Here is a 12309-nt window from a genome sequence, read left to right as displayed (position 1 = left end):
CGTGTTTCGAACCAGCGACATAGTCCTGATCGCCGTCATGGTCTCGGCCGCGGCCCTGACCTACAAGGCCAAGCGCGAGGCCGAGGAACAGCTGGCTTCGGTGCAGAAGATCGAGGCGCAGATCCGCTATGAGGAGGACACGATCGACCTGCTCAAGGCCGACTGGAGCCTGCTGACCCAGCCGTCGCGCCTGCAGAAGCTGGCTGAAATCTACAAATCGCAGCTCGCACTCGAGCCGGTCAATGCGCGGCAGATCGTCGGGCTCGACGACCTGCCGGCAAAACCGCTCAACATCGAGGACCTGTCGTCGCAACGGCTTGGCGGCATGGCCGACAATTCCGGCAAAGGACCAGCCGACAAGGATCCCGTGGTCACCGGAGCCATCGTCCAATGATCGCTGGATTTCCAATGCGCGCCAAACTTCCGTCGGTCGGCAAATTGCTGAAGCGCCGCGCACGGACCGGCGAGGACGGCTCCATCGTGGTCGAAGGCGCGCGCAAGGCGACCGGCGGCAAGGCCAAGACCCGCATCGTGATGACGATGGCGGTGTTCTTCGGCATCTATTCGACCATCGCCGGGCGGCTGGTCTATCTCGGTTTCCAGTCCCCCGACATGTCGAATGGGCCGCAAAGCCGGGTGACGGCGTCGCGTCCCGACATCGTCGACCGCAACGGCGAGGTGCTGGCGACCGACATCAAGACGGCATCGCTGTTTGCCGAGCCGCGCCGCATCGTCGATGCCGACGAGGCGATCGAAAAGCTGTCGACCATTCTGCCAGATATCGACCCCGAGCAGACCTATCACAAGCTGAAGAGCGGCGCCGGCTTCGTCTGGCTGCAGCGGCAGCTGACGCCCAAGCAGCAGGCCGACATCATGCAGCTCGGCATTCCCGGCATCGGCTTTCGCACCGAAAAGCGCCGCTTCTATCCTGCCGGCGTGACCTCGTCCTACATTGTCGGCCTCACCAACATCGACAATCAGGGCATCTCCGGCATGGAGAAATACATTGACGAGCAGGGCCTGAGCGACCTGCAGGCCTCAGGCCTTGCGATCGCCAAGGATCTGAAGCCGGTTCAGCTGTCGATCGACCTGCGCGTCCAGCATGTGGTGCGCGACGAGATTGCCGCCGGCCTCGAGCGCTATCGGGCCATGGGCGCCGGCGCCGTCGTGCTCAACATCAAGACCGGCGAAGTGGTGGCGATGGCCTCGGTGCCGGATTTCGATCCGAACAATCCCTTCAATGCGCAGGACAAGGATCGGCTGAACCGCATGTCGGCCGGCCTCTACGAGATGGGCTCGACCTTCAAGAGCTTCACCTCGGCCATGGCGCTCGATTCCGGCAAGGCGAACATGAACAGCCGTTTCGACGCCTCGCACCCAATCCGGGTCGGCCATCAGGCCATCCACGATTTCCACGGCAAGAACCGCGTGCTGTCATTGCCGGAGGTGTTCCTTTACTCCTCCAATATCGGATCGGCCCGTGAGGCCGAAATGGTCGGCATCGAGGGGCACCGCGAATTCCTGCATCGCCTTGGCCTTCTGGACAGGATGCAGACCGAACTGCCTGAAGTCGCCCGCCCGACCGAACCGAAGGTCTGGAAGCAGGTCAACTCCTTCACCATCGCCTTCGGCCATGGCGTGTCGACGACGCCGCTGCAGGCGGCCGTCGGCTGCGCGGCGCTGATGCAGGGCTATTTGATCCCGCCGACTTTCCTGGTCCGCAGCGAGCAGGATGCCATGGCGGTGGCCAAGAGAGTGGTCAGCGAAAAGACTGTGGAGGGCATGCGCTACCTCTACACGCTCAATGCCGAGAAAGGCTCGGCCAGAAACGCCAGGGCCCCCGGCTACCGCGTTGGCGGCAAGACCGGAACCGCCGAGAAGGTGATCAATGGCCGCTACTCGAAGGAACTGAATTTCAACACCTTCGTCGCCGCCTTCCCGATGGACGATCCGCAGTATCTGGTGTTTACGATCGCTGACGCTCCGCACCCGGAAAAGCCCGGAATGACCGACGTCGCCGCCAACAATGCGGGTGTCATGGCCGGAAACATCATCAGGCGGGCAGCCGCCATGCTTGGCGTGAAGCCAGATTTCAGCCATGAAAATGGCGCAACGCTGGTTTCCTATCAGTGATTCTTAGGGCGCGCCGGCAACTGCGCGCCATTTTGTTGAGATAAACGGGGTTCGATGCACCTGAGAGATTTAGCCGGTATCCTGCCTGTCGAGGGAACATCTTCCCGCGATGTGGAGGTAACCGGGATTTCGTCGGATTCCCGCTCGGTCAAGACCGGCGTGGTCTTTTTCGCGCTCGCCGGCAGCAAGGCGGATGGTTCGGCCTATGCCGCCGATGCGGCAAAGCGCGGCGCAGCGGCGGTTGTCGTTGGCAAGGCCAGCGCCGTTTCCGGTCTGTCCGTCCCGGTGCTCAGTGTCGACGACGCACGCCTGGCGCTGGCGCTGAGCGCGGCACGTTTCTTCGGCAGCCAGCCGGAGACCATGGTCGCGGTTACCGGCACCGCAGGCAAGACCTCGGTCGCCGCCTTCATCCGGCAGATCTGGGAGCAGGCCGGCTTTGCCGCCGCGTCCATCGGCACCACCGGCGTGGTGGCGCCGGGCCGCAACGACTACGGTTCGTTGACCACACCCGATCCAGTGGCTTTGCACCAGTTGCTCAAGGAATTGGCGGAGGCCGGCGTCACACACGCCTCGATGGAAGCCTCCAGCCACGGTCTCGACCAGCGCCGCCTCGATGGCGTCAAGCTCGCCGCGGGCGGCTTCACCAATCTCGGCCGCGACCATATGGACTATCATCCGACGGTCGAGGATTACCATCGCGCGAAATTGCGCCTGTTCGACACGCTGCTGCCGAAAGGCGCGCCGGCGGTCATCTTTGCCGACGATCCGTGGTCGGCGCCGACCATCCAGGCTGCGCAGGCCGCCGGGCTCAAGGTGCTGACGGTCGGCCGCCATGGCGATTTCCTGCGCCTGAAGCGGGTCGAGCACGAGCGCCACCGCCAGCGCGCCGAGGTCGAAGCCGACGGCGTGCTCTACGAGATCGACCTGCCGCTCGCCGGCGACTTCCAGATCGCCAATGCCCTGGTTTCGGCCGGGCTGGCCATTTCCACTGGAACGCCGGTCGCCAAAGCTTTGATGGCATTAGAGAAACTTCAGGGGGCACCGGGACGGCTCGACCTTGTCGGCGCCACCGCCAATGGCGCGCCCGTCTATGTCGACTATGCCCACAAGCCGGATGCGCTGGAAAATGTGCTGGCCGCCGTGCGCCCGTTCACCACCGGCCGCGTCATCGTCGTGTTCGGCTGCGGTGGCGACCGCGACCGGGGCAAGCGGCCGATCATGGGCGGAATCGCCACGCGGCTCGCCGATGTCGTCATCGTCACCGACGACAATCCGCGCTCGGAAGTGCCGGAAACGATTCGTGCCGCGATCCTGGCAGCCGCACCCGGCGCCATTGAAATCGGCGACCGCCGCAAGGCGATCCACGAAGCGGTCGCCATGCTCAAAGCGGGCGATACGCTGATCGTTGCCGGCAAGGGCCATGAAGAGGGCCAGACCATCGGCGCCGAGACGTTTCCGTTCTCCGACCACGAAGAAGTCCGCTCGGCGCTGCGGGAGCGGGCCGCATGAGCGTGCTCTGGACTTCCGAGGCGCTGGTCGACGCCATGGGCGGTCGGCCGCTTGGGCCGATGCCGGAGGGAATTTCGGGGATCTCGATCGACAGCCGCAGCCTGCAGCCGGGCGACGCCTTCTTCGCCATCAAGGGCGAGGCGATGGACGGCCATGACTTCGCGACCGCGGCGATCAAGGCCGGCGCCGGCGTTCTGGTCGTCGCCGAAGGCAAATTGCCGTCGCTTGGGCGGCTGACGGCGCCGATGATCGTCGTGCAGGATGTGCTGGCAGCACTGGAGAAACTCGGTGTTGCCGCCCGCGCCCGTTCCAACGCAAAAATCATCGCGGTGACCGGATCGGCCGGCAAGACCACCACCAAGGAGGCGCTGCGTCATGTGCTGTCGGCCGTTGGCAAGGTGCACGCGTCGGCGCAGTCGTTCAACAACCATTGGGGCGTGCCGCTGACACTGGCGCGCATGCCCGACGATTGCGATTACGCCGTGTTCGAGATCGGCATGAACCATCCCGGCGAAATCCGGCCACTGGTCAAGATGGTCCGCCCGCAGGTCGCCATCGTCACGCTGATCGCCGCCGCCCATCTCGGCTTCTTCAAAAACCTCGAAGAGATCGCCAAGGCCAAGGCCGAGATTTTTGAAGGCATCGAGCCCGGCGGTGCGGCCTTGCTCAACCGCGACGATGCGCGATGGAAGCTGCTCGACAAGATGGCGCGAGCCGCCGGCGTCGAACATGTCTTTGGCTTCGGCGAGAATGCACGGTCGACCTACAAGCTGACCAAATGCGAGCTGCATGCCGATCATTCCGACATCACCGCCAGGATCGGCGGGCAGGATGTGACGGCGCGCATCGGCGCGCCCGGCCGCCACATGGTACAGAACGTCCTGGCGGTGCTCGGCGCCGCGCATTTGGTTGAAGCCGATATCGGCAAGGTGGCCTTGGCACTGGCCGATCTGTCGGCCGAGCGTGGCCGTGGGAAGCGCCATATGCTTCGCCACCCCAAGGGACCGATCACACTGATCGACGAGAGCTACAACGCCAATCCGGCCTCGATGGCTGCTGCCATGGCGCTGCTCAACGCGACGCCTGTCACGGGCGAGGGCCGGCGCATCGCCGTGCTCGGCGACATGCTCGAGCTCGGCGACCATTCGGCCAAGCTCCATGCAGCCCTTGCCGAGTTGATCGTCGGCACCGGCACAAACACGGTCTTTCTCGGCGGTCCGGAAATGCAGGCGCTGGCAGACATCCTGCCCGACGAGATCAAAACGGAATACCGCGCCGGCGCCGAGGAATTGAAGCCGCTGCTGTTGTCGACGCTGAAGGCCGGCGACGTGGTGATGATCAAATCGTCGAAAGGCATCGGCTTTTCAAAGCTGGTCGAGGCCTTGCTCGGCAAATATCCGGCGGAAGCCGCAGGCACGAAACAGAACTAGTCCGGGGAACGGAATCGTATGTTTACATTGCTCGTCGATTTTGCGGACAAGGTCTCGGTCTTCAATGTCTTCCGCTACATAACTTTCCGCACCGGCGGTGCGCTGATCACCTCGGCGCTGATCGTCTTCATCTTCGGGCCGACCATCATCAATTCGCTTAGGCTGCGGCAAGGCAAGGGCCAGCCGATCCGCGCCGATGGCCCGCAGACGCATTTCAAGAAGGCCGGCACGCCGACGATGGGCGGGCTGATGATCCTGTGCGGCATCGTCGGCTCGTCGCTTCTATGGGCGAACCTCTCCTCGATCTATGTCTGGGTGGTGCTCTTGGTGACGCTGGGCTTCGGTTCGATCGGCTTTTACGACGACTATCTCAAGGTAACCAAGCAGTCGCATCTCGGCTTTTCCGGCAAGGCGCGGCTGGCGCTGGAATTCGTCATCGCCGGCATCGCCGCCTGGGCGATCATGCATAATGGCCAGGCGCCGTTCTCGTCGTCGCTGACCTTCCCCTTCGCCAAGGAATTCATCATCAATCTCGGCTGGTTCTTCGTGCCGTTCTCCTGCTTCGTCATTGTCGGCGCCGGCAATGCGGTGAATTTGACCGATGGCCTCGACGGGCTGGCGATCGTGCCGATCATGATTGCGGCGGCATCCTTTGGCGTCATCGCCTACCTCTCCGGCAATGCGGTGTTCGCCGAATATCTGCAGATCCATTTCGTGCCCGGCACCGGCGAGCTGGCTGTCGTGCTTGGCGCCGTCATCGGCGCCGGCCTCGGCTTCCTCTGGTTCAACGCGCCACCGGCGGCGATCTTCATGGGCGACACCGGTTCGCTGGCCATGGGTGGCCTGATCGGTACGGTCGCGGTCGCCACCAAGCACGAGATCGTGCTGGTCATTGTCGGCGGATTGTTTGTCGTGGAAATCCTGTCGGTCATCATTCAGGTCGGCTACTTCAAGATGACCGGCAAGCGCGTGTTCCTGATGGCGCCGATCCATCATCATTTCGAAAAGCTCGGCTGGACCGAAAGCCAGGTGGTGATCCGCTTCTGGATCATCGCCGTCATCCTGGCGCTGGTCGGCCTGTCGACCCTCAAGCTGAGATAGGAACCCGCTTGATCCCCGCCGCATCCTTTTCGGGCAAACGCGTTTCGCTCTTCGGGCTCGGTGGCTCGGGGATCGCCACGGCGCGCGCGCTGATCGAGGGCGGCGCCGACGTGCTTGCCTGGGACGACAATCCCGATAGCGTCGCCAAGGCTGCTGACCAAGGCATTGCGACCGCCGATCTGCGCGGCGCCGACTGGTCGAAATTCTCGGCCTTCGTGCTCTCGCCCGGCGTGCCGCTGACGCATCCCAAGCCGCACTGGACGGTGGAGTTGGCGCGTGGCTCCGGCGTCGAGGTGATCGGCGATATCGAATTGTTCTGCCGCGAGCGGATTGCGCGCGAGCCTGATGCGCCGTTCATCGCTATCACCGGCACCAACGGCAAGTCGACGACCACGGCGCTGACCGCGCATATCCTCAAATCGGCAGGGCGCGACACGCAGATGGGCGGCAATATCGGCCGGGCCATCATGACGCTCGATCCACCGCAGGCTGACCGGGACTATGTCGTCGAGTGTTCGTCCTACCAGATCGATCTCGCGCCCTCGATCAACCCGACGGCCGGCATCCTGCTCAACCTGACGCCCGACCATCTCGACCGCCACGGCACCATGCAGCATTACGCTTCGATCAAGGAGCGGCTGGTTGCCGGCAGCGAGACGGCGATCGTCGGCGTTGACGATTCCTGGTGCGCGCAGATCGCTGACCGGCTGGAGAGGGCGGGCCGGGAGGTGATCCGCATCTCCAAGCGGCTGCCGCTGACCGACGGTTATTTCGCAGACGGTTCCGATCTGATGGAAGCCGTCCATGGCCGCTACAGCCGCGTCGCCTTCCTCGAAGGCATCGGTTCGTTGCGCGGCCAGCACAATGCGCAGAACGCGCTTGCCGCTGTTGCCGCCTGCCTCAGGGTCGGCTTGAGCCTGGGCGAGATCCAGGCGGGACTGGAGAGCTTTCCAGGCCTCGCGCATCGCATGGAGCAGGTCGGACGCAAGGACCACGTGCTGTTCGTCAACGATTCCAAGGCGACCAATGCCGATGCGGCGGCACCCGCGCTGTCGAGTTTTTCGCGCATTTACTGGATCGCCGGCGGACTGCCCAAGGAAGGCGGCATCGAGCCGCTGCGCGGTTTTTTCCCACGCATCGCCAAGGCCTATCTGATCGGCGAGGCGGCGCCCGCGTTCTCGGCGACGCTCGGCGAAGCCGTGCCCTATGAAATCTCGGGCACCCTGGCCGCCGCGGTCGACCATGCCGCGAAAGACGCGGCCAAGGATGACAGCGGCGAGGCGGTGGTGCTGCTGTCGCCGGCCTGCGCCAGTTTCGACCAGTTCAAGAATTTCGAAGTTCGCGGCGAAGCCTTCAGGCAAGCTGCGAATGCTATCGAGGGTGTCAAACCCATCGGAGGGGCACGATAATGCAAAGCCGTCTCGACAAAAGCCCGGTTGCAACCTGGTGGTGGACGATCGATCGCTGGTTCCTGGCGGCGTTCCTGTCGCTGATGGGGCTTGGCATTGTCTTGTCCTTTGCGGCAAGCCCGGCGGTGGCCGAACGCATCGGCCTCGACAGTTTCCACTTTGCCACCAGGCAGATCATCTTCACCGTGCCGGCGCTCGGCGTGATGCTGGCAGTGTCCTTCCTGGAATCGCGGCAGATCCGGCGCATGGCGCTGATCATCCTGGGCATCATGCTGGTGCTGATGGTGGCCGTGCTCTATATCGGCGTCGAAGTGAAAGGCGCACGGCGCTGGGTGTCGTTTGTCGGCATGTCGATCCAGCCGTCGGAATTCCTGAAACCCGCCTTCGTCATCGTCTGCGCCTGGCTGTTCGCCGAACACAAGCGCCAGCCCGACATCCCGGGCAATTTGTTTGCCATGCTGCTGCTGATCCTGGTCATCTCGCTTCTGGTGGCGCAGCCCGATCTCGGCCAGACCATGCTGGTGACCGGCACCTGGGGCGTCATGTTCTTCATGGCCGGCCTGCCCTGGCTATGGATCATCGCGCTTGGCGCCACCGGCGCCGGCGGCCTGTTTGCCGCCTACACTGTGTTCCCGCACGTTGCCGCCCGCATTGACAAATTCCTGACCGGCGAAGGCGACACGTTCCAGGTCGACATGGGCCGCGAGGCGCTGATCAACGGCCACTGGTTCGGCGTCGGGCCGGGCGAGGGCACGGTCAAGCGGGTCATTCCCGACGCGCATGCCGATTTCGTGTTTTCGGTCGCCGGCGAAGAGTTCGGGTTGATCATGTGCTTCTTCATCATGTCGATCTTCGCCTTCATCGTGCTGCGCGGCTTGAGCACGGCATTGAAGGAACATGATGATTTCACCCGCTATGCCGTCGGCGGTCTGGTCACCGTGTTCGGCCTGCAGTCGGTCATCAACATGTGCGTCAACCTGCAGCTGATGCCGGCCAAGGGCATGACGCTGCCTTTCATCTCCTATGGCGGCTCCTCGCAGATCGCCATTGCCATCTCGATGGGCATGGTGCTGGCGCTGACGCGCAAGCGACCGGAAAAGCGCAAGCAGATGGGCTTTGCCCTGTCGCAGCGCGCCCTGCCGGCGGAGTGATATGGCGCGGGGTGTCATCCTTCTCGCTGCTGGCGGAACAGGCGGACATCTGTTTCCGGCCGAGGCGCTGGCGCATGAGCTGATCGAGCGCGGCTGGGGCGTGCATCTGGCGACGGACGACCGCGCCGAGCGCTTTGCCGGCCATTTCCCGGCCGCCGCCATCCATCCGATCCAGTCGGCGACGATGGGCTCGAAAAACCCTGTCGCGCTGCTTGGCGCGTTCTGGAAGATCTGGCGCGGCGTGCGCCAGGCCTCCGCCGTCATCGCCAGGATCAAGCCTGATGCGGTCGTCGGCTTTGGCGGTTATCCGACCTTGCCACCGCTCTATGCCGCGACGCGTCGCAAGCTGCCGACGCTGATCCATGAGCAGAACGCAGTGATGGGCCGCGCCAACCGGGCGCTGTCCGGGCGCGTCGATGCCATTGCCGGCGGCTTCCTGCCGCAAGATGAAAGTGCCACAGGCGCCAAGACGGTGACGACAGGCAATCCGGTCAGGCCGCCAATCCTGGAGGCGGCCAAGACGCCCTACACCGCATCCCAAGGGGCGGATCCGTTCAGGCTCCTAGTGTTCGGCGGCAGCCAGGGCGCGCAGTTCTTTTCCGACGCCATGCCGACGGCGATCGCACTTCTGCCGGAGGCGCAGCGCAAGCGGCTGGTGATCACCCAGCAGGCCCGCGCCGACGACGTGGCGCGGGTGAAGGCTGGCTATGCGGCACTCGGCGTCCATGTCGAGGTCTCGCCCTTCTTCACCGATATGGCACAGCGCATGGGCGCGGCGCATCTGGTGATCTCGCGCTCCGGCGCCTCGACGGTTTCGGAGATCGCCGTCATCGGCCGGCCGGCGCTGCTGGTGCCTTATCCCTATGCGCTGGATCACGATCAGGCGGCGAACGCAGCCGCCCTTGCCGCGGCGGGCGGCGGCGAGGTGCATCCGCAATCGTCACTGTCGCCGGAGCGCATCGCGGCTCTCATTGGCGGGCTGATGGACACTCCCGAGCGGCTGACGGCCATGGCTGCCGGAGCGAAGTCGGCTGGCCGGCCCAACGCGGCACGGTTGCTCGCTGATCTCACAGAGGCTATTGCGTCCAGAAAAACCGTTTCGGATTTCAGGAAAGGGACGCATTGATGAAGATGCCGCAGACCATCGGCCTTGTGCATTTCATCGGCATTGGCGGCATCGGCATGAGCGGCATCGCCGAGGTTCTGCACAATCTCGGCTACAAGGTGCAGGGTTCGGACCAGGCCGACAGCGCCAATGTCCAGCGGCTGCGCGACAAGGGCATCGAATGCTTTGTCGGCCACAAGGCCGAGAATATCGGCGCGGCCGAAGTGGTTGTCGTCTCCACCGCGATCAAGAAATCCAATCCCGAGCTGAAGGCCGCGCGCGAAAAACTGCTGCCGATCGTGCGCCGGGCCGAGATGCTGGCCGAACTGATGCGCTTCCGCCAGGCGGTCGCGATCGGTGGCACGCATGGCAAGACCACAACCACGTCGATGGTGGCGACGCTGCTCGATGCCGGCGGGCTCGACCCGACGGTGATCAATGGCGGCATCATCAATGCCTATGGCACCAATGCCCGCATGGGCGATGGCGAGTGGATGGTGGTCGAAGCCGACGAAAGCGACGGCACCTTCCTCAAGCTGCCGGCCGAGATCGCCGTCGTCACAAACATCGATCCCGAGCATCTGGACCATTATGGCAGTTTCGACAAGGTGCGCGAGGCGTTCCGGCAATTCGTCGAGAACGTGCCGTTCTACGGTTTTGGCGTGATGTGCACCGACCATCCGGAAGTACAGGCGCTGGTCAGCCGTATCGAGGACCGCCGCGTCATCACCTATGGCGAGAACGCGCAGGCCGATGTGCGTTTCACCAACCACCGCATGGCCGGTGCCGTCTCGGCATTCGACGTGGTGATCCGCGACCGCAAGACCGGCGGCCAGACGACGATATCGGATCTGCGGCTGCCGATGCCCGGCCGCCACAACGTCTCCAACGCCACCGCCGCAATTGCGGTCGCGCATGAACTCGGCCTGTCGGCCGAAGCGATCAAGAAAGGGCTGTCGTCCTTTGCCGGCGTCAAGCGGCGCTTCACCCACACCGGCTCGTGGAACGGCGTCGACATCTTCGACGATTACGGCCACCACCCGGTCGAGATCACGGCGGTGCTGAAAGCGGCGCGCAGCGCCACCAAGGGCCGCGTCATCGCCATTGCGCAGCCGCACCGCTTCACCCGGCTGCATGATCTGTTCGACGAATTTTCGGTCTGTTTCAACGATGCCGACACGGTGATGGTGGCGCCGGTCTATGCGGCGGGCGAGGAGCCGATCGACGGCGTGACCTCGGAGGCGCTGGTGTCGCGCATCCGCTCCGGCGGCCATCGCGATGCGCGCTACGTCGAAACCCCTGCCGCGATTTCGCCCGTCATCCGCGCGTTGGCGAAACCGGGCGACTTCGTCATCTTCCTGGGCGCCGGCAACATCACCCAATGGGCCTATGCGCTGCCTGGGGAACTCGGCGGTACCGTCTCATGATGCGCGGCCAGGACCTGCTCGACAAACTTGGCGACCGGCTTGCCGGCCTGCGCGGCCGCATCACGCCCAATGCCGAGATGGACAAGATCACCTGGTTCCGCGCCGGCGGTCTGGCGGACGCCCTGTTCCAGCCGGCCGACGAGGAGGATCTGGCTGCCTTCCTGCGCGCCGTGCCGGAGGACATCCCGCTCACCATCGTCGGTATCGGCTCCAACCTCCTGGTGCGCGACGGCGGCATTCCAGGTTTCGTCATCCGGCTTTCGGCCAAGGGCTTTGGCGAGGCCGAGGTGGTTTCGCCGACCGTCATCAAGGCCGGTGCTGCGACGCCCGACAAGCGCGTCGCGGCCGTCGCTTATGAGGCCGGCATTGGCGGCTTTCATTTCTATCACGGCATTCCCGGCGCCATCGGCGGGGCGCTGAGGATGAATGCCGGCGCCAATGGCGTCGAGACGCGGGAACGTGTCGTCGAGGTGCGGGCGCTCGACCGCAAGGGCAATCTCCACACCCTCAGCAATGACGACATGGGCTATGCCTATCGTCACTCGGCCGCACCTGCCGGGCTGATCTTCACCTCCGCCGTTTTCGAAGGTGTTCTGGAAGACCCGGAGGCGATCAAGGCGGCCATGGACGCCGTCCAGACGCATCGCGAGACGGTGCAGCCGATCCGCGAGAAGACCGGCGGCTCGACCTTCAAGAATCCGGAAGGCACCTCGGCCTGGAAGGAAATCGACAAGGCCGGCTGCCGCGGGCTGATGATCGGCGGCGCGCAGATGTCGCCGATGCACTGCAACTTCATGATCAACACCGGAACAGCGACCGGATACGACCTCGAATATCTCGGCGAGACGGTGCGCGCCCGCGTGCTTGAAAATTCAGGCATCCGCCTGCAGTGGGAAATCAAGCGGCTCGGCAATTTCCGCCCCGGCCATGCCGTGCAGGAATTCCTCGGACAGCTTCTTTAGCGCAAGCTGAAGTTCATGTGATGCTTGAACTTCAAACGGTCTGAAACAACAGCGCCACCGTTGCTCCAAAGACTCACAACAC

The 12309-nt window shown here is 64.2% G+C and carries 10 protein-coding genes; all 10 read left to right on the top strand.

The features are described 5' to 3' along the window. Position 1: 1 nt before the first annotated feature. Genes ftsL through murB form a run of 10 tightly spaced genes read left to right on the top strand, consistent with a single transcriptional unit; the run spans position 2 to position 12227 of the window. Complete coding sequence (gene ftsL / locus NKI05_RS18960) at positions 2-394, top strand: cell division protein FtsL (RefSeq protein WP_023682142.1); 393 nt, start codon at positions 2-4, stop codon at positions 392-394. Positions 395-408: 14 nt separating this feature from the next. Further along, positions 409-2133, top strand: coding sequence for a peptidoglycan D,D-transpeptidase FtsI family protein (locus tag NKI05_RS18955; protein ID WP_023682141.1), 1725 nt, complete (start codon positions 409-411; stop codon positions 2131-2133). 54 nt (positions 2134-2187) lie between these two features. After that, entirely contained in the window at positions 2188-3642 is a 1455-nt protein-coding gene (locus NKI05_RS18950; protein ID WP_023815574.1) for a UDP-N-acetylmuramoyl-L-alanyl-D-glutamate--2,6-diaminopimelate ligase, read from the top strand. Continuing rightward, positions 3639-5072 carry a UDP-N-acetylmuramoylalanyl-D-glutamyl-2,6-diaminopimelate--D-alanyl-D-alanine ligase gene (locus NKI05_RS18945; RefSeq protein WP_023815573.1) on the top strand — a complete coding sequence of 478 codons (1434 nt, stop codon included), beginning with the start codon at positions 3639-3641 and terminating at the stop codon, positions 5070-5072. The genes NKI05_RS18950 and NKI05_RS18945 overlap by 4 nt, the downstream gene beginning before the upstream one ends. An 18-nt stretch (positions 5073-5090) precedes the next feature. Next, positions 5091-6173: a phospho-N-acetylmuramoyl-pentapeptide-transferase gene (gene mraY / locus NKI05_RS18940; RefSeq protein WP_023668273.1), complete on the top strand. Its 1083-nt coding sequence runs from the start codon at positions 5091-5093 to the stop codon at positions 6171-6173. Between the two features lie 8 nt (positions 6174-6181). After that, positions 6182-7582, top strand: coding sequence for a UDP-N-acetylmuramoyl-L-alanine--D-glutamate ligase (gene murD / locus NKI05_RS18935; protein WP_023815572.1), 1401 nt, complete (start codon positions 6182-6184; stop codon positions 7580-7582). Continuing rightward, positions 7582-8733, top strand: a complete 1152-nt coding sequence (ftsW, locus tag NKI05_RS18930; RefSeq protein WP_023668275.1) for a putative lipid II flippase FtsW — start codon at positions 7582-7584, stop codon at positions 8731-8733. Before murD ends, ftsW begins: the two co-directional genes overlap by 1 nt. A gap of 1 nt (position 8734) precedes the next feature. After that, the gene (gene murG, locus NKI05_RS18925; protein WP_023815571.1) at positions 8735-9859 is read left to right on the top strand and encodes an undecaprenyldiphospho-muramoylpentapeptide beta-N-acetylglucosaminyltransferase; all 1125 of its coding nucleotides are present in this window, start codon (positions 8735-8737) and stop codon (positions 9857-9859) included. After that, a complete protein-coding gene (gene murC, locus NKI05_RS18920; RefSeq protein WP_023668277.1) occupies positions 9859-11265 on the top strand; it encodes a UDP-N-acetylmuramate--L-alanine ligase in 1407 nt (468 codons plus the stop codon). Before murG ends, murC begins: the two co-directional genes overlap by 1 nt. Then, positions 11262-12227 (top strand): UDP-N-acetylmuramate dehydrogenase, encoded by a 966-nt coding sequence (murB, locus tag NKI05_RS18915; RefSeq protein WP_031199085.1) that lies wholly within the window; start codon positions 11262-11264, stop codon positions 12225-12227. The genes murC and murB overlap by 4 nt, the downstream gene beginning before the upstream one ends. Positions 12228-12309 lie beyond the last annotated feature (82 nt).

The sequence above is a fragment of the Mesorhizobium sp. M0771 genome (assembly GCF_040320155.1).
Classification (GTDB): domain Bacteria; phylum Pseudomonadota; class Alphaproteobacteria; order Rhizobiales; family Rhizobiaceae; genus Mesorhizobium.
Note: the sequence above shows the minus strand (reverse complement) of the source record. Positions and strands in the feature narration are given on the sequence as shown.